Annotated in this window: 20 protein-coding genes and 1 pseudogene; 1 reads left to right on the top strand and 20 read right to left on the bottom strand. The window is 44.3% G+C overall.

Going from position 1 to position 17,252, the window contains the following annotated elements:
• Window positions 1–630: 630 nt before the first annotated feature.
• The 20 genes and pseudogenes from TCA2_RS08455 to TCA2_RS08365 all read right to left on the bottom strand — a co-directional run bounded on the left by TCA2_RS08455 (window position 631) and on the right by TCA2_RS08365 (window position 14,974).
• Window positions 631–1,392, bottom strand: coding sequence for a hypothetical protein (locus TCA2_RS08455; protein WP_238546322.1), 762 nt, complete (start codon window positions 1,390–1,392; stop codon window positions 631–633).
• A 35-nt stretch (window positions 1,393–1,427) separates the two neighbouring features.
• Window positions 1,428–1,781 carry a 2Fe-2S iron-sulfur cluster-binding protein gene (locus TCA2_RS08450; protein WP_047911253.1) on the bottom strand — a complete coding sequence of 118 codons (354 nt, stop codon included), beginning with the start codon at window positions 1,779–1,781 and terminating at the stop codon, window positions 1,428–1,430.
• Between the two features lie 43 nt (window positions 1,782–1,824).
• Complete coding sequence (locus TCA2_RS08445) at window positions 1,825–2,436, bottom strand: hypothetical protein (protein WP_052511824.1); 612 nt, start codon at window positions 2,434–2,436, stop codon at window positions 1,825–1,827.
• A 105-nt stretch (window positions 2,437–2,541) separates the two neighbouring features.
• Window positions 2,542–2,721, bottom strand: a complete 180-nt coding sequence (locus tag TCA2_RS08440; RefSeq protein ID WP_047911124.1) for a DUF2768 family protein — start codon at window positions 2,719–2,721, stop codon at window positions 2,542–2,544.
• Between the two features lie 153 nt (window positions 2,722–2,874).
• Window positions 2,875–3,150 carry a stage VI sporulation protein F gene (locus TCA2_RS08435; protein WP_047911123.1) on the bottom strand — a complete coding sequence of 92 codons (276 nt, stop codon included), beginning with the start codon at window positions 3,148–3,150 and terminating at the stop codon, window positions 2,875–2,877.
• A 118-nt stretch (window positions 3,151–3,268) separates the two neighbouring features.
• Entirely contained in the window at window positions 3,269–4,309 is a 1,041-nt protein-coding gene (locus TCA2_RS08430) for an NAD(P)H-dependent glycerol-3-phosphate dehydrogenase (RefSeq protein WP_047911122.1), read from the bottom strand.
• The gene (gene plsY / locus TCA2_RS08425; RefSeq protein WP_047911121.1) at window positions 4,302–4,922 is read right to left on the bottom strand and encodes a glycerol-3-phosphate 1-O-acyltransferase PlsY; all 621 of its coding nucleotides are present in this window, start codon (window positions 4,920–4,922) and stop codon (window positions 4,302–4,304) included. The genes TCA2_RS08430 and plsY overlap by 8 nt, the downstream gene beginning before the upstream one ends.
• A 12-nt stretch (window positions 4,923–4,934) precedes the next feature.
• Window positions 4,935–6,257 carry a ribosome biogenesis GTPase Der gene (der, locus tag TCA2_RS08420; RefSeq protein ID WP_047911120.1) on the bottom strand — a complete coding sequence of 441 codons (1,323 nt, stop codon included), beginning with the start codon at window positions 6,255–6,257 and terminating at the stop codon, window positions 4,935–4,937.
• Window positions 6,258–6,473: 216 nt separating this feature from the next.
• Entirely contained in the window at window positions 6,474–7,694 is a 1,221-nt protein-coding gene (rpsA, locus tag TCA2_RS08415) for a 30S ribosomal protein S1 (protein WP_047911119.1), read from the bottom strand.
• Between the two features lie 129 nt (window positions 7,695–7,823).
• Window positions 7,824–8,414 (bottom strand): 1-acyl-sn-glycerol-3-phosphate acyltransferase, encoded by a 591-nt coding sequence (locus TCA2_RS08410; protein ID WP_047911118.1) that lies wholly within the window; start codon window positions 8,412–8,414, stop codon window positions 7,824–7,826.
• Window positions 8,411–9,115, bottom strand: coding sequence for a (d)CMP kinase (gene cmk / locus TCA2_RS08405; RefSeq protein ID WP_047911117.1), 705 nt, complete (start codon window positions 9,113–9,115; stop codon window positions 8,411–8,413). Before cmk ends, TCA2_RS08410 begins: the two co-directional genes overlap by 4 nt.
• 97 nt (window positions 9,116–9,212) lie before the next feature.
• Complete coding sequence (locus tag TCA2_RS08400) at window positions 9,213–9,446, bottom strand: DUF5359 family protein (protein WP_047911116.1); 234 nt, start codon at window positions 9,444–9,446, stop codon at window positions 9,213–9,215.
• Window positions 9,447–9,516: 70 nt separating this feature from the next.
• On the bottom strand, window positions 9,517–10,170 hold the full coding sequence (locus tag TCA2_RS08395) for a flagellar brake protein (RefSeq protein WP_047911115.1): 654 nt from the start codon (window positions 10,168–10,170) through the stop codon (window positions 9,517–9,519).
• 121 nt (window positions 10,171–10,291) lie between these two features.
• Window positions 10,292–11,635: a germination protein YpeB gene (gene ypeB / locus TCA2_RS08390; protein ID WP_047911114.1), complete on the bottom strand. Its 1,344-nt coding sequence runs from the start codon at window positions 11,633–11,635 to the stop codon at window positions 10,292–10,294.
• 83 nt (window positions 11,636–11,718) lie between these two features.
• Entirely contained in the window at window positions 11,719–11,868 is a 150-nt protein-coding gene (locus TCA2_RS27150; RefSeq protein ID WP_177178677.1) for a hypothetical protein, read from the bottom strand.
• 109 nt (window positions 11,869–11,977) lie between these two features.
• Window positions 11,978–12,672: pseudogene (prsW, locus tag TCA2_RS08385) on the bottom strand (glutamic-type intramembrane protease PrsW).
• 39 nt (window positions 12,673–12,711) lie between these two features.
• A complete protein-coding gene (locus TCA2_RS08380) occupies window positions 12,712–13,329 on the bottom strand; it encodes a genetic competence negative regulator (protein WP_047911113.1) in 618 nt (205 codons plus the stop codon).
• A gap of 200 nt (window positions 13,330–13,529) precedes the next feature.
• Window positions 13,530–13,880: a hypothetical protein gene (locus TCA2_RS08375; RefSeq protein ID WP_047911112.1), complete on the bottom strand. Its 351-nt coding sequence runs from the start codon at window positions 13,878–13,880 to the stop codon at window positions 13,530–13,532.
• Between the two features lie 111 nt (window positions 13,881–13,991).
• Complete coding sequence (locus TCA2_RS08370; protein ID WP_047911111.1) at window positions 13,992–14,384, bottom strand: hypothetical protein; 393 nt, start codon at window positions 14,382–14,384, stop codon at window positions 13,992–13,994.
• Window positions 14,381–14,974, bottom strand: a complete 594-nt coding sequence (locus tag TCA2_RS08365) for a CPBP family intramembrane glutamic endopeptidase (RefSeq protein WP_047911110.1) — start codon at window positions 14,972–14,974, stop codon at window positions 14,381–14,383. The genes TCA2_RS08370 and TCA2_RS08365 overlap by 4 nt, the downstream gene beginning before the upstream one ends.
• Window positions 14,975–15,629: 655 nt before the next feature.
• Between TCA2_RS08365 and serA the strand changes: the two genes are divergently transcribed.
• Window positions 15,630–17,225: a phosphoglycerate dehydrogenase gene (gene serA, locus TCA2_RS08360; protein ID WP_047911109.1), complete on the top strand. Its 1,596-nt coding sequence runs from the start codon at window positions 15,630–15,632 to the stop codon at window positions 17,223–17,225.
• The last annotated feature ends 27 nt before the right edge of the window (window positions 17,226–17,252 follow it).

The following is a 17,252-nucleotide window of genomic DNA, read 5'->3' as shown; positions in this document are numbered from 1 at the left end:
TAAACCCTGTAAGCGGTAGAACAGCTTATAAAAATTGCCCGGAAGTCGTCCGCCGCCGACAATCACATTCTGATCAAAGAGAGAAGATGAGCGGCGTAACTCGTACATGCTTTTGGACTAGTATCATAGTATGTACATGACCACTGCGGTATGACGCCTTTTCTAAAATTTCTATCACCAGACCTGATTTCTTTGATGATAGACGTCACCCTCTGCAGTCCATCCACACTCAATATATGAGTCGCGGGCGCTTTTTAGAACGTTCATCTAGGCGTTCCATTTTTATCTCCCTCTCTCCGGTTGCTTCGCAAAAGTCGTTCGGGATCTAAAAATTCCACTGAAGTTTTTTTGTTGGTGGCTCGAGGCTGGTAATTCACTTGAAAGCTCAAGACGTTCCTTCTTTAGCTCCTCGCAGGCGTTCCGTTTATTGCTCCTTCTCAGGACGTTCCATTTTTATCTCCCTCCCTCCGGTTGCTTCGCAAAAGTCGTTCGGGATCTAAAATTCCACTGAAGTTATTTGTTGGTGGCTCGAGGCTAGTAATTCACTTAAAGAGGCACTCTCTCGAGGGGGCAAGGCGCTTCCATCTCTATGCACAAAAAAAACCGCCAATCTGGCGGCTTCGGATATATTTATTCTAGTACTGCAATAGGGGCTGTGCCATCCCAATGATAAGGCAATGATTTGACTGGTACATGATGCGATCGCTCTGTAAGTATCTCTCTAAGATCCTCAGTTTGAGAAGGGGTAAGCTTCTCCCGCTCAATCACCTGCATAATATCTATTGCATAATCGGCATATACATTTCCTTGATCATCAAGCAGATACGGAAGAACTTCTCCGGAGTATACACTCTTTAACTCCTGCAACTGGTTGGCACCGCTCTGCAGCTTGTCCAGATCCACCCGAAATACACCCGGGGAAACCTCCTCTGACACAGGCCACTCATTATGTGTAGATCTGTATGTCTGAACGGAACGATGAACATCGTTTACACGCTGCACCGTCGTAAGCTCCATCACCTTCACAACCGGGTCTGTCTCTTCATTCTGAAGCAGATAATATACGCTGCCGCCTTTTTCGAATGCAGTATTCGGTATATCATCCAGATATCCCTGCTGCTCCAGCTTGTTCAGGTCAATTCGAAACTTTTCGTATCTTGGCGTCTCGTTACCAGCCGTAATCATCGGCAAAATATGCTGGTCTGACTGGAAGGAGTCAATCGCATTCTGAATTCTATTAACACTGTCATCATAGTTCACAATTACAGCCTCTGATTCACTGCTTGTCCCCGGATACATACAGCCTGTCAACATGACCAGGGCCAGAAGAAATACGCCGAGCACAACAAACCGAAGCTTCCCCATACCGATTCGTACTTGATTATGTGACATCGCAAGTCCTTCCTATTCTGAATCAATATCTAAAATCACCACAATTCATCACGTTCAGCCTGCTGTTTCTCAAGCTGCTTGCGGATGGCGGCCTTTAATTTGTCCTCTGGAAGCTCTACGACAACTGAATCACGGATCACCGCCTGACAAGCAAGCCGGGTTCCATCATTCAGCCAAGTTCCCAGTTTGTTTATTTCAGCCGTACTCGGATCACTCAGGTTCTTGCGTTCCTGCTCTTGGACCTTTACCTTGCACATCAGGCAGCCAACCTTCCCCCCGCAGCGGGTAGGAATATGGACTCCTGCACTTCGCCCAGCTTGAAGCAACGTTGTGCCCTGCTTGACTGTAATTTCCTTGCGCGCCGGCAAAAACGTTACCTTCACATTCATCATTAACTTCCTTCCTGAGCCAGTTTCCTACTGGAGCCATCGTTTAAATTCTAGTATTCAGCAGCTCCTCTACCCTTCTTACATCATGATCGGACCATACATTCCTTCCGATGAGCTCTTGAATGAGGGGCATGTGCTGCTCCAAGCTCTTGCTCATTTTTGCGGCGATGGGAATATAACGATCCTCTCTTTGGCGTAATACATTGAATAGCAGCTCATGACTGAGCGGAGTTAGCTTAACCATCGCCGCTCCCTGGACACTGTAAGGTACAGCATAGGAGCTTAACAGTTCAACTTCTGTGCGATAAAACGACCCCTCAGTACATATCTCAAACCCGCCGGACAGCTCAACTGCGATATCCTCAATGCGGTAATGGCTTAGCAGGGAAGTATAGGTGCCGCTGCGGTCCAAAACCTGTTCATCTATTTGCTTGTCCCGAGCGAGTCTATGCAGTAATTTGGCAACCCGAAGCTCAGCATAAATATCAATGTCATTCGGTGGTTTAGAGAGCTCAACGCCCTGGAGCATTAAACTGCTGCTTCCTCCCAATAACCAGAGATAGTCATTTGTATTCCACATGTTGATTAACAATTTCAAAGATCGATCCAGCACCTCATCATGACTCCATTCATTTGGTGAAAATAGCCCTGCCAATCGGCTCACCTTCCCTTTTATCCTTTAAGTACAAATCTTGATGCTTCAGTAAGCTTGCCGCTTATATGTTATAGCAGGGATCAATCAAAAACTAATTCATAGCTGCTACATGATTGACACTACGCCGCTGAAGAAACCAACTAACATGATAATAAAAGCAATGACGGATAAAATCCCTTTTATTATACCCTTAGTTTTGGCTCTGGCAAAAGTAATGAGAAAAACAGACACTCCCATAATCAAAATTGCGATAATGGACAGCCACATTTTATCCATTGCACTCATGATTTGCTCCCTTTCGCTGCAACATTATTTTAGGTACGTTTGTCCATAAACACGACCTATTATATCACGAAAAGCAGACCTAAACTTCCAAATAAAAGAAAAAAAGAACAAAGATCACAGGCTGCTGCCTCGCTCTTTGTTCTAGATCAAACCTTATTTCTTTTTCATCATCATTTTCATGATTGCTTCCATGTTACTTGGATTCATACCGCTCTTTTTAACAGCATTTACGATTTCTTTAATTGTTTCTTCACTGACCGGTATATTGGCCATTGCAGAGACCTGTTTAATTAGTGTCCGCAGCTGTGCTTCATTTTGCATTGTAGAAGGCTTAACCGTATTGGCCAATTTTTTGACGGCCCCTTCGGATATTTTCTTACCGGTCTTCTTGTTAATCGCATCCAAAGCATCCTTAGAAAAATCTCCCATTTATTCCCCTCCTCAAGACAAAAACTCACAATATCATATGAGCTGTCTTAGGGAAAGGTGATGGACTCCACAATTCTAGGGCTCCAGCCTACGAAAAGAACGAACGAGCTTAAATCTGTTATTTATGCCATTGCTCCCAGGTCTCAAGCTTCATAACTTCCATCTCCGTCTTGGGATCGCGACCCATAAGTGCTTCTACTGCCGTACGACTGTCCTTGCCTGTGAACAACACTTGATAGAGCTGGTCAGCAATCGGCATCTGTACATTGTATTTGATCGATATGGCGTGTGCGGCCTCCGTTGTACGGATTCCCTCCACCACCATCCCCATTGCTTCAAGTACTTCATTCAGTGGTTTGCCCTGACCAAGCGCGTATCCAGCCCGCCAGTTCCGGCTATGTTTACTCGTCGCTGTCACGACAAGATCCCCAACACCCGCAAGGCCAGAGAAGGTGAGCGGATTCGCTCCCATCTGGACGCCTACTCTCGAAATCTCGGCAAGTCCTCTCGTTATAATCGCGGCCTTGGCATTATCTCCAAATCCGAGACCATCCGACATTCCTGCACCGAGAGCAATGATGTTCTTGAGTGCCCCAGCCAGTTCAACACCTACTTGATCCCGATTGGTATAGACTCTGAAGTTAACATTCATAAACAGATCTCTTGCGTAGTTTGCCTTGTCATCGTTTAATGCTGCCACAACAATCGTCGTAGGATTGCGCTTCACTACTTCTTCGGCATGACTCGGCCCTGACAAGACGACAATATCGCCCTCAGCGCAGTCCAAATCTTCCGCAATCACGGTGGACATCCTTTTCAAGCTGGGAAGCTCAAATCCCTTGGTTGCATGAATAATGAGGGTACCCTTCGTATAGTACGGTTTCAACTGCAGAACTACCGCTCGCATCGCAGAAGAAGGAGCCACGATAATTATAGCGCTCGTGCCCTTTACTGCTTCTTCCATATCACTGGAGGCTACAATACGATCTGACAGGGTGACGCCGGGCAGGTAACGACTGTTTGTGTGCTGCAGATTGATTTCTGCCGCCTGCTGTTCACTTCTCGTCCACACATATACATCATGTCCATTATCAGCGAGCACACTTGCAAGTGCGGTTCCCCAGCTTCCAGCTACCAATAGCGTTACTTTTTTAGACAACCCGGTTTCCTCCCTTCGATGAACTGGATCCTAACTTGTTCTCCTTACCCTGAATCAACTTCGTAATATTTGTACGATGTCTCCAAAATGCAAAGATACAAATAATGAAGCTTGACCAGAAGAGGGGCCAAGGATATAGAAGAATAAGTAAAAATAATGGCGTCAAAAAGACGAAGATTAAAGAACCGAGCGATACATATCTTGTAATGAAAATCGATAGAATCGCAATAATCCCTGCATACAATGCAGGCAAAAAGCAGAGAGTCGCTAATACACCAATGGCTGTCGCGATCCCCTTTCCACCACGAAATCGGAAGAATACCGGCCAGTTATGACCTATAATGGCACTAATACCGCAAAGTGCTGGCACCCAGGCCGAATCGCCTCCCAGCCATTTGCCGATCCATACCGCAGCAACGCCCTTAGCAATATCCAGGGCCAGTACAAGAATGGCCGGCCCTTTACCAAGTGTTCTCAGCGTATTCGTGGCACCTGCATTTCCACTTCCATGATCCCGAATATCAATACCCTTCATCAGCTTACCAAATAAAAAGCTAAAGCTTACCGATCCCAGAAGATAGCTGACGATTATAGCTGTGATTGACCAAACCACATTGATTCTCTCCTAACTCTCATCAGACTTGCGCCGAGTAAATATTCTAATCGGTGTACCTTCAAAATTAAAAGCAGCACGGATCTTGTTCTCCAAGTAGCGCTCATATGAGAAATGCATTAATTCTGGATCATTCACGAATACAACGATTGTCGGAGGCTTAACGGCTACTTGTGTTACATAATTAATCCGCAGCCTTCTTCCTTTATCCGTTGGTGGCGGATTAATTGCAACTGCATCGGATACAACATCGTTAAGCAGATGCGTCTGTACACGCATAACATGCTGCTGAGAAACATGCTGCACAACAGGAAGCAATTTTTGTAAACGCTGTTTCGTTTTTGCAGACAAAAATACGATAGGAGCATACGTCATGAATAGGAAATGATCACGGATCTTCTTCTCAAATTCATGCATTGTTTTGTCATCCTTGTCGACAACATCCCATTTGTTCACAACAAACAAGGAGGCTTTGCCCGCCTCATAAGCGTACCCTGCAATATGCTTGTCCTGCTCAATAATGCCTTCTTCACCATTAATCACGATGAGAACAACATCCGCTCGTTCAATAGCACGCATCGCACGCATTACGCTGTATTTCTCGGTCGTTTCATATACCTTCCCGCGTTTACGCATACCCGCCGTATCAATCAATACATAACGTTGTCCATCTTTTTCAAACGGAGTATCGATGGCATCCCGGGTTGTACCCGCAATGTCACTGACAATCACTCGTTCCTCGCCCAAAATCGCATTAACCAGCGATGATTTCCCCACATTCGGACGTCCAATTAGAGCAACACGAATAACATCCTCATCGTATTCATCATCTTCAAGTACAGGCAGATTGTTCGTAATGGCGTCCAGCAGATCGCCAATTCCGGTACCATGACTTCCTGATACACCAATCGGATCCCCGAAACCTAATGAGTAGAACTCATAGATCAGATCGCTTCTACCGATATTGTCCACCTTGTTAACAGCTACAATTACCGGCTTGCCTGAGCGATACAGCATTTGAGCTACTTCTTCATCGGATTGCGTAACACCTGTCTTCGCGTCACACATAAATACAATAACATCCGCTTCTTCGATGGCGAGTTCAGCCTGCATACGGATGGATTTGATAATAATATCCTCACCGTCAATCTCAATACCTCCGGTATCGATGACGCTGAAAGGCTTGCCGTTCCATTCTGCAACACCATATAGCCGATCACGGGTGATACCCGGCTTGTCTTCCACAATGGCCAGCCGGTCGCCGATGATTCGGTTAAAGATCGTTGACTTCCCCACATTCGGTCGCCCGACTATAGCCACAACGGGTCTTGCCATAAATACACTCCTCCTGTCACATCTTACGCTCATATCATAGCAAAAAATAGTTCATTTATATACATAGAACTAAAGATTCGAAACAAAACGCAGGCATTTTGATACCTTGATATCCAAAAAACACGCTTCGAACGACAATCGGCGAACCCCGGAGGGTTCGCCAATTCCATTAGCCACTATACACTGCCAGATATAAATCTTATGTTAAAGTGATAATCATTTGAATTTGCTAAGCTTGTCGCCAAAACGCTCACCAAGTGTAATACTAAGCCCTTGGTTACTCAGTGAAACGTTAGGGTTGTCAATTTCTTCACGAGGTGCATTTTTGGACTTCTCTGCACGAGGAGCTGGAGCCGGAGCTTCTTCTGTTTCCTTGATGCTCAAGCTAGCACGTTGTTCTGCAGTGCTCAATTCCATAATTTTCACTTGCACTTCTTGACCTTCTTTAAGCACTTCATTCGGAGTTCCGATATGCTTGTGAGAGATCTGGGAAATATGAACAAGACCCTCTACGCCTGGAGCGATTTCTACAAACGCACCAAATTGTACGAGACGTTTAACAACACCAGACACGATATCACCCGTGTTAAATTGTGTAGAAGCCGTTTCCCATGGACCTGGTTGAGCTGCTTTGATGCTGAGGCTGATCTTGCCTTTCTCAGGATCTACTTTCAGAACCTTAACATTCACTTTATCGCCTTCAGAAAGGACATCAGCTGGTTTATCCACATGATTCCAAGCAATCTCGGATACGTGAACCAGACCATCAACGCCGCCTACATCAACGAATGCGCCAAATTGAGTCAAACGCTGTACGGTTCCTTCGATCTCTTGGCCCTCTTTCAGCTCAGCGATCACTTTTTGTTTGTTCGCTTCGAATTCAGCTTCCAATACATCTTTTTGGGAAAGGATAACTTTGTTCGCTTCACGATCAAGCTCTTTAACTTTAACGCGAAGTGTACGTCCTTTGTAGTCGCTGAAATCTTCTACGAAATGGCGTTCTACCATAGAAGCCGGGATAAATCCGCGTACGCCTACGTCTGCTACCACGCCGCCTTTAACAACATCAGAAACGGTAACTTCGAATACTTCACCAGATTCAAAGTGTTTCTCAAGCTGTTCCCATGCATTTTCGCTGTCGATTGCACGTTTGGACAGAACAAGTCTTTCTTTCTCATCATCAATGCTTACAACCTTGCATTCTACCTCTTGGCCTACTTGTACAGCATCGCCAATGTTATCCACATGCAGAGAAGAAAGCTCGCGAACTGGAATCACACCGTCATATTTATATCCAATGCTTACATAAGCCTGGTTATCCTCCAATTTGACAATGGTTCCTTTAACAGTATCCCCTTTTTTCAAAGATACGAATGAATCCAGCTCATCTTGGGTTGCTGCTTCTGTTACTTCTTGATTTTTAATCTCTTCCGACATATCAATACCCTCCTCAATTCAAAAACCCCATTTATTTAAACCTGCCATGGCAGAGTTCAAAACATGACTGCATAAACCTGATCTTTCGTAGCTTTCCATAAAATATAATGAATCATGCATCTACGTTTATTATGGCTGAGAAGGTACTCCCGTCTTGGTCATCTCGTCAATCTTGGACATAATCTTCTCTGTAGCCCTTTCCAGCGCATCACCTGAAGGATCATCTTTGAACTCATCAAGATTCACAGGTTTACCATAAACAATCTTCATCTTGCGGAACAGCTTATATTCACCGATGATTGCGGCCGGCACCACTGCTGATCCACTGCGCAAAGCAAAGCTGGCTGCTCCCTTCTTGCCAATTCCTCCATCATTGTTACGGCTTCCTTGTGGAAAAATACCGAGCACTTGTCCGTCTCGCAGTATGTTAAGGGCCGTCTTGATCGATTCCTTGCTGACGCCTCCACGCTTTACAGGAAAAGCACCAACAGCCTTAAGAACCGGGCCGAGCACCGGAACATCAAAAAGCTCGCTCTTCGCCATAAACCTTACCTTGCGTTCAATCTTAATCCCAAGTGTAGGCGGATCGTAATTACTGATGTGATTACAGCATAACACCACTCCACCGTCTCGGGGAATATTTTCTCTACCTACAGCTTCTAAACGGAATAATACTGTATAAATGAATCTCAGCAAACCCCGACCGATTGAATAAATCATAAATCGACCTCTCTCCCGACTTCGTAACAGCGTGACACAATATGCTCAACAACTTCATCAATACTCATCGAAGTCGTATCTAGTACGATGGCATCATCTGCTTGACGGAGTGGAGAAATCTCCCTTTCCTGGTCAAGCTTGTCCCGAGCAGCAATATCTGATTCAAGCTGTTCCAATGTCAGATCATCGGTCTTCTCCAATTCATTGAACCTTCGAAGTGCACGTTCCTTAACGCTGGCAGTCATAAAAATCTTCACTTCTGCATCTGGCAACACGGTAGTACCGATGTCTCTGCCATCCATAACCACTCCTTTACGGAGTGCCATAACTCTTTGCAGTTCAACCAGATGCGTTCTCAAATCTTCAATCTGAGAATATAGAGACACAATCCCGGTTACTTCTCTTGATCGGATAGGTCCTGACACATCTTCACCGTTAAGAAGTACTTTCTGCCCATTCGCATCCGGGACAAGCTCTATGCTGAGCTCCCGTAAGTGCTTAAGAACTGAATCTACATCTTCTGGTTCAATTTCATGTCGAAGCATATAGTAGGTAACCGCTCGATACATAGCTCCGGTATCTACGTATATGTATGAGAGTTCACTCGCCACTCGTCTGGCCACAGTACTCTTTCCCGCACCTGCCGGACCGTCAATAGCCACATTCAATTTCCCGTTCTCTGCTGCTTTCTGGCTTGTCAACGGGCCATTCCTCCTCAAACTTAAGCCTCAAGAAAAAAGCAGGCATTGCCTGCGACGTGAAAATTATACCACACAACCTAAGCTGATGCAAAAGCGTTCACTCTTCATTACCCTTAATTTCTGATCGTAAAGCGGGCTGAAGAGGAATTCCTTCCATGTCGAACACAGGGGATAATAAAGGGGCGATCCCGGGTATATGGAGCAGTATTTGAATAATAACCAACAGGGTGATTAGCACGATAATTATCCTCTTAATAACATACTCCATTTTATTGCTGAATTCGGCGAACAGCTTCTCATATTCCTGACTAACTTCTTGATCGCGGCTCATCTGCAGTCCCTCCGACTTTGAGTTTGGTAAATTATGCCCTAAGGGAGATGAGCTTATTCCATGGCTTCATTTATCTTCCACGAAAATCCAGCTGTCGCTCGAAACAGTATTTAATTACTTTTTGGCGCTCCATATCTGTGATGCTTATGAACTCTAACATGACTAAGCGTCGTCCGCTTTCGAGTTCTTGAATTCTTACAACTGCAGCTTCAAAGGGAACATGTTCAATCTCGCCATTTTTGTAGGGAAGCAATAACCAGCACGACAGACTCTGTCCTTGTTCTACGCTGTAGCTGCTGTGTTCGAAGAAGGAAAGTCCTCCCCCGCTTACATCGTCTGTGTGGGCTAGGAACCTTGTGAAGTCATGCTTGAATTTGACAGCGAGCTCCAGCTTCGCCTGAACGCGTAAATAATTACGGCGCTGAATTTGAGATATTTCATCTTTTGAAGGTCTGCGTATCTTGATGAGTCGAATAACATCCTCTTTAAATCCGGTTACATATGTATTAAAAAAATGCTTAACTCCGCCTTCCGTCACAAAGCTAGCCGCCAGTTCATCCCCTATTCTCAATCTGTGCAAATATTTGCCCTCAAGCATAGGAACTTCCATACTAATAAAATCTTCTTCAACCTCTGCGATTCTTGACTTGTATTCCAGCTTCTTTTCTTTGTCCTCTGTTGAAGGGATTTGAACATATAACACTTCATTCACTTTCGGATTCAATGCCAATCTCCACCTTAGAACTTATTCATAACACTAAGGGATATTATACCATGTGATGAAGATCATACGTATATGCAAATAAGCTCCTCTCTTTACAAGAGAGAAGCTTATATTAAGAACACTATAAGCGGTTGGTTTGTCCTGGGACAACCTCTACTGCTTCTTCTATACCTGTATCGCTGTTCAGGTAGATCCGATACTGCGAACCATTGATTTTGCCCACAAACTGATAGCACATCACTTCATCGCTGAACTCATTTTTAATGAGCGCCTTACGTACCATACTGACTTTGAAGTCAGGATTCAGCTTCGCCTTGGCATCCTTCATTTTCATTTTCGGTGCAGGGAATTCCCGATCCTCTTGGTGTTCATTCAGAAACTCTGTTGCCTGTAGACCAATAACTTCGCCATTGTCGAGAGCGACACGCACCGTAATTTTTTCGGGATATACCAGTACATCCTCATGCTGACGAACATAAGTGAAGTTCCCAAGATTATCGTATTCGTTGTAAGCAACCGCCTCCATCTCGCGATAGCCTTTCTTCTCCAGAAATTGATCTGCCTTATTCATTGCCGTCTCTCGGTCTACCTTCTTCGGACCCACTTCTCTCTCATCATTGTAAGAAATGAGCAAACCACCGTCAGCTGTAAAATCCATACTTACTTTATGTCCATTCGATTGAACGGCAGAAGCAGTATAAGATCTGTGATCTGTACCCTTCCCGTTCTCGGTCACTTGAATCTCTTCCTGATTCAGGTCAGCGAATTTTTGTGCTTTGCGTTTAACATCGGCAGTGGTCACCGGTACACCGTTCAATTTGCGGACCTGGCGCTGTTCATACAAGCTCGATACCGAAGGACCCCATTCAAGCGGTGGATATTCCCCGACTTTTTTATTGACCGAGCGGAATCCATCCACAATTCCATTTTTCACTTCTTTATCACTCGTCATCGCCATTTCAGCATCCGACCACTTCAAATGATCATTGAGTACGCTCATTTGTACATTATCCAGATCTTTGTTAATCTCTTCCGTATTTTTGTACAAGGTTTGCAAGTTCTTTTTCTCTTCATCCGTCAGCGGATTTTTGGTTAAATCACGAATTGATGCTTGGTAAGCAAACTTGGAAATGCGAGATAGAAGCTCCTCTGTTTCCGTAAATGGAAGTGTTCTGATTGGAAGCTGCGCGATTTCGTTCTGTGCCTCACTACTCAGTCTCCAAACATTCATGAGTCCCTTACGATGCATCCCCTCAGATGCAGAGCTGACCGCAAGTGTATTTCCCAGCTCGGAGTGAATCCGGTCCATATTATAGGATAAGTCGTGAAACGCTCTTTGATAATGATTCTCGGATTGAACCATGACGCTGTTCTTTTGCTGGTTTAGCTGATATCCCCAGATGATAGCACCTATGAGCAGCACTGTCATAATAGGAAACAGAACCGAGCTTATTCGTCTGTACATCTTAATCGTTACTCCTTCCTTCAGGTAAGATGACCTTATTGTGACAAGAAGAAAGGAAGCTTATGCATCATCGTGCTTAAAATTCAAATTACGTCTTCTTCAATCTCAAACCGATCTCGATTATCACAAATGCATTGCTTGAAGCCGGTTTCGATCTTTCCACGTTCCTTCTTCCCCCGAAGCACAAATCTTTCGCCACACTGCTTGCAGCGGATTCTCACCTTTACTCTCATCAATAAGCCGCCTTCCTCAGCACATTTGAATTCATGTAGACAACAAAAAAACACACTCGTTGTAAGCAGCTATAAAACTGCTTGAATACAACAAGTGTGTCCATATAAATTACAGATTAACCTCTTCTTCTCGCTTAACGAATCGAAACGGAGAGCGATTGTTTGCCCGGTATACCTTGCCCATCCCACCATACCAGAGAATGACCATAATGGGAACAATAGACCAATACCAGCCTCCGCCCTTATTCAACACAATGTCATATATCGCATGCCAGAATATTGGCAAGGTGAGGGACATGGCGAGGAATTTGTTCCTAAGTTTCTGGGAGTCAGAGAATTTGGCTCTGCCTGTGTAGTACCCCATAATAACACCGAACATCGCATGTCCCGAGACCGGTAATAGAGCACGAAACAGCATAAGTCCAAATGAGGCATTTCCAGCCCATGAATACAATACATTCTCTACTGTAGCAAATCCAAGTGATATGGCTACTGCATAAAGGATGCCATCATATGGTTCGTCAAACTCTGTGTGGTGAAAAATAAAATGAAACATAACGAGCCATTTAATCACTTCTTCCACACCAGCTGAGATGAGCCCAGCATGAAGGTATGGATTATGACCAAGCCATAGTTCAAGACCCCGCTGGATAATCATAATTGGGAATACGGTCAGCATACCGAAAAAAACATCCGAATAACGATATGAAGCGGCTCTGCATCGTAACGGTCTTTGAGATAGAAATAGGTCAGCAAGGCGAGTCCCGGAGCAATTGCTGCGGTTAAGACCGAAAACAGAAGCACCGTTCATCCCTCCAAATTGTTTTCCTTAACATTTATTTATTATGCGTCATGACGTTTAAAATGCTCGCAAATTGTGGCGATCGCATTCTCCGCCATTACCAGCTTCCCATATTCCTGAAGGACTGCCGTCGTTACGGAGCTGCCTTCTCCAAATTCAGCAAGCAGAGCAATTAACGCACCGTGCTGCTCTGAGTCAACTTCATCCGGTTCAAGGTGCAGGAACCATTTGTCCTGATAGTGATACAATCGACCGGCTCCAGTCACTTTATTGCGAAGCATATGAGCTGCTTCAATCAGTACTTCAAAATCCTTGAAAGTGTACATGACGGAATCACTCTGCTCCAGTGTCACTTCCATTTCGTAAATTTCATCCGCGATGTCATCTTCATGCCCTGCGCCATAACGTTCGCGATCATATTTCCCTCTGGTCACAATAACGACCATTCCTTGAGCAGGCAAAGCAAAAACCTCAACAGCTAGTGGGCCTGTAGCATCAAATCCAAGTTCTGTATATGCTTGATCCATCATTTCTGTAAACAGTTCGTGAACTTTAGGCTCCTCTTGCCACATATCTTCCTTTTGGATGCCTCGCTCGCTTAAATCGTCAAAAGTAAGGAAAATCCGTATCTTATCGTGGCTTAAGCGTTCTATTTTCATACAGGATCCTCCCCTTGTATCTGCATGTGTTATAAATAAAATATGTTGCTAATTCGTGTTGTGTGCTGAAAATGGATTATGTAAGTATGTTATCATTTTATACCCACAATTGCACGCAATAAAAATGATAAAAAAAGAATCATTAGCAGCCCTTTTGAAAAAAGGATCTGTAATGATTCCATGTCAAATCCCTTGCTTTTTTACACGCCTGGAATCACGGTATGTGATTCTTTAAGCACTTGCTCGACTTCTTTCTTAACATCAGGGTTTGATCGAATAAAGGATTTGATCAAGTTCATGTTCTCTTCTCTTTCTTTCGGTGAAACCTGCTTCTTTACAACAGTGCTTTTTGCATCAATGACATGTGAGTCAATTCCTGCTTTGCTCAGCATGCTTTCCATACCAGGAAAGGTCATGTCCATCATCTTTTCCTTCGTGTTGTTCAGCATTCTGCGGGCATCCTTAGATGTAGGCATGTGTACATTTCTAGCGAGCAGCGAGCTTGCGACAGCACCCAGTGTTATACCGAGCAGAAAAGAAGATGTTCTCATTTTGATAAAAACCTCCTTGTATGATTAATGCACATCTATTGTTCGCTTATGGCGACAAACTCATGCGTAATAAATACAGGAAGTTCTTCAAAATTGATTAGAACTTATAAGTCATAACAATGTACGAAGCGGCGGTGCGCCAATGATCCCCCAATATACAAGAGCTCCAGTAAGCAATATAAATATGATAATGAGTGAATTTACAAACCACTTGCTTAGACGTACTCGCTGCGAAGGAAATAAGTCAGACCTTGTAGGGAGAGTTTCTGCTTCCTGTATTTGTTGCGATGATTTTTTTGTATTTGGCTGCTGTTTCTTCTGCACTCTTGATAATGTAGCAGGAGCAGAAGCTGCCTTCTTTGATGAGTTGTGCTTTGTGCTCTGCGCCTTGTTATCACTGCGAGCCTGTTTATTAGGCTGGTGATGATCCTTCTTGCTTCGCTGCTTGGTTTCTCTCTTTTTACGATGGCCGTAAGTTTCCGCCCTGCTAAGTTGATTAGTCATTTTCCCCTCCGAAAACGAATGGCGAGTCCGGATATCAAATCAATTAAGAAATGGCACAATATTGGGGCCCATAGTGTTCCGGATTGCTCATAGATGTATCCCAAACCATAACTTGACAAGAATACCCAACCGGTTGGAAGCCAGTGATTAAGGTATCTGAAGTGAATCAATGCAAAAATAATGCTTGTCCAATATGGACCAAAGGCATGCTGTATTGCTCCTCTGAACAATAATTCCTCACAGACAGAGACAATAGCGGCTATACATACAATATGCCAAATCGGCCTGTTCTGAAACAGCATGTTATTAATTCCACCATCATCCATGCTGTCCTCGGGCATGAAGGATGATAAGAGAAAATCAATGATAAGCATAACCGCAGCAAGACCTAGGCCGTATATGACGAAGGTCCACCCGTCCGGTAATGCAAGGATATCAAGCGGATTACGCTTCTGAAAGAAAATCCATACCAGTCCGATGATTAGGGTAAGTCCCTGTGTCAAATACAAGTTGATAAGCAAAAGGCGATCTGTCAGTTGATGAGGCTCTATCCTTTGCAACTTAAATTTCCTGCGCTGTTGTTTCTTCATTATCGCCTCTTCTTACTCCTATTCTAGAAATTGTATAATGAACAATTGTAGTCTAATTAAATGATAGCCAAAATAGATGAGAGATTCAAGAAACACATCGGAAGAGCTGCCAAAGCCAGAGGCGAATCGACGTATAACGACGTTCTACTTGATTAGTGCATCAACTATTGACATGGTGATGTAACCCATGATACATTATGAAAAAATTCAATATGAATGCGAAATACGAAGACGGAGAGAAGGCCCGGGTAATATAACAGAGAGCCGATGGCAGGTGGAAATCGGTAATTAATCGGAGAACCTTTAGCACTCCTGAGTTATTGCATTGAACGCTAAGTAGATGCAATCGAATGATTCCCGTTAAGAATTCGGTCATATATGAATGACCAATGAGGCTTTTGCTTGTGAGAGCAATCGCGAATTAGGGTGGTACCACGACAACTCTCGTCCCTTACTACGGAGATAGTATGAGGATTGGGAGTTTTTTTGTGTATCCAGAATATTTCCACGAAGTGTACATCCTTACAGCATCACACTCTATTACTGCGACGCATTACTATTTTACCGAGTTTATGAAATGGCCCTGCTCAAATGTTATATTAGAGCGCCGCTTCTTAATCTATATTAGTTACAACGATCAAGGAGGAAGAGATTCATGTTAAAAGTATTGGTATCTGATCCGATCAGTGATCTGGGAATTCAGCAGCTGGTGGATGCTGAAGATGTGACGGTTGACAAGAAAACGGGACTTAGCGAAGAGGAGCTTGTACAAATTATCGGTGACTATGATGCCCTTCTTGTCCGCAGTCAGACAAGAGTAACACGTAAGATTATGCAGGCAGGAGTTCGCCTGAAGGTTGTTGGGCGTGCAGGTGTAGGGGTCGATAATATTGATTTGGAAGCTGCTACGGAAAGAGGAATTATCGTTATTAATGCACCTGACGGCAATACAATTACCACTTGTGAGCATACCTTCGCAATGATGATGGCTCTGGCCAGACATATTCCCCAAGCTTATGCCAAGACCATTAACGGGACCTGGGACCGCAAGACCTTCCTTGGCGTTGAGCTAAGAAACAAGACGCTTGGCGTACTCGGCATGGGCCGAATCGGAAGCGAAGTCGCGAAGAGAGCAAAAGCGTTTGGTATGAACATCCTGGGCTATGACCCATTCCTTACACAAGAGCGTGCTGAGAAGATGGGAATCACGCTTGCTACTGTGGATGAAATTGTGCGTCAGGCCGACTTCATGACGGTGCATACACCACTGACACCTGAAACCAAGCATATGATTGCCCGTCCTCAATTCGAGGTTATGAAAAGAGGCATGCGTATTATTAACTGTGCTCGCGGCGGGATTATAGATGAAATGGCACTCGTTGAGGCGGTTGACGAAGGGATCGTGGCAGGAGCTGCTTTTGACGTATTTGAAAGCGAGCCTCCTCAAGCGGATCATCCTTTCTTGACTCATCCCAAGATTATTGTAACTCCGCATCTAGGGGCATCCACTGTTGAGGCGCAGGAAAATGTAGCAATCGATGTATCGGAGCAGGTGCTCCACATTTTGCGTAACGAACCGTTCAAGAACGCGGTTAATATGCCTCCTGTTGCAGCAAGTGTCATGAATGTAATCCAGCCTTATTTCAAACTGGGTGAAACTCTGGGTAGTTTTGCTGCTCAAATCTCTAATGAAGCTGTGCAAGAGATCCATGTTGATTATGCAGGAGAATTGTCAGAGGTGGACACTCAGCAGCTGACGCGTTACATTTTGAAGGGGATTCTTGAACGCCATCTTGGAAGTGAAGCGAATATTGTTAATTCCCTGCATCTTGCCAAGACTCGGGAAATTAATGTAGTTGTATCTCAAGCACCTCGTACGAAAGGATTTACAAACCTGATTACCGTAACGCTCAAAAATCAAAAGGAACAAGAACGTCGTATCGCTGGAACCTTACTTGCGGGATATGGCGAGCGGATCGTAAGACTTGATCATTTCCCTGTCGACTTCGCGCCGGAAGAACATCAGATCTTCATCTCGCATAATGATAAACCGGGTATTATCGGCCGTGTTGGTACTCTGCTTGGTGAGAACGATGTTAACATCGCATCCATGCAGGTAGGACGGAAAATTGTGGGTGGAGCAGCCATCATGATCCTGACTGTCGACAAGGAAGTGCCTAAAGAAGTCCTTGGGAAGCTCACTCAGCTGCCTGAGCTGAACTCTGCCAAAGAAATTATTCTCAAAAAATAGGACTAAGCTATCGTATTCATAGTTTAA

Source organism: Paenibacillus sp. TCA20 (assembly GCF_000732325.1).
Lineage (GTDB): Bacteria > Bacillota > Bacilli > Paenibacillales > Paenibacillaceae > Paenibacillus > Paenibacillus urinalis.
Note: the sequence above shows the minus strand (reverse complement) of the source record. Positions and strands in the feature narration are given on the sequence as shown.

Excerpts from the sequence above, each read along its gene's own strand:
- TCA2_RS08455 (WP_238546322.1), bottom strand. The coding sequence starts at position 1,392 with ATGTCACATAATCAAGTACGAATCGGTATGGGGAAGCTTCGGTTTGTT.
- TCA2_RS08450 (WP_047911253.1), bottom strand. The coding sequence starts at position 1,781 with ATGAATGTGAAGGTAACGTTTTTGCCGGCGCGCAAGGAAATTACAGTC.
- TCA2_RS08440 (WP_047911124.1), bottom strand. The coding sequence starts at position 2,721 with ATGAGTGCAATGGATAAAATGTGGCTGTCCATTATCGCAATTTTGATT.
- TCA2_RS08435 (WP_047911123.1), bottom strand. The coding sequence starts at position 3,150 with ATGGGAGATTTTTCTAAGGATGCTTTGGATGCGATTAACAAGAAGACC.
- der (WP_047911120.1), bottom strand. The coding sequence starts at position 6,257 with ATGGCAAGACCCGTTGTGGCTATAGTCGGGCGACCGAATGTGGGGAAG.
- rpsA (WP_047911119.1), bottom strand. The coding sequence starts at position 7,694 with ATGTCGGAAGAGATTAAAAATCAAGAAGTAACAGAAGCAGCAACCCAA.
- TCA2_RS08410 (WP_047911118.1), bottom strand. The coding sequence starts at position 8,414 with ATGATTTATTCAATCGGTCGGGGTTTGCTGAGATTCATTTATACAGTA.
- TCA2_RS08400 (WP_047911116.1), bottom strand. The coding sequence starts at position 9,446 with ATGAGCCGCGATCAAGAAGTTAGTCAGGAATATGAGAAGCTGTTCGCC.
- ypeB (WP_047911114.1), bottom strand. The coding sequence starts at position 11,635 with ATGTACAGACGAATAAGCTCGGTTCTGTTTCCTATTATGACAGTGCTG.
- TCA2_RS27150 (WP_177178677.1), bottom strand. The coding sequence starts at position 11,868 with ATGAGAGTAAAGGTGAGAATCCGCTGCAAGCAGTGTGGCGAAAGATTT.
- TCA2_RS08380 (WP_047911113.1), bottom strand. The coding sequence starts at position 13,329 with ATGAAAATAGAACGCTTAAGCCACGATAAGATACGGATTTTCCTTACT.
- TCA2_RS08375 (WP_047911112.1), bottom strand. The coding sequence starts at position 13,880 with ATGAGAACATCTTCTTTTCTGCTCGGTATAACACTGGGTGCTGTCGCA.
- TCA2_RS08370 (WP_047911111.1), bottom strand. The coding sequence starts at position 14,384 with ATGACTAATCAACTTAGCAGGGCGGAAACTTACGGCCATCGTAAAAAG.
- TCA2_RS08365 (WP_047911110.1), bottom strand. The coding sequence starts at position 14,974 with ATGAAGAAACAACAGCGCAGGAAATTTAAGTTGCAAAGGATAGAGCCT.
- serA (WP_047911109.1), top strand. The coding sequence starts at position 15,630 with ATGTTAAAAGTATTGGTATCTGATCCGATCAGTGATCTGGGAATTCAG.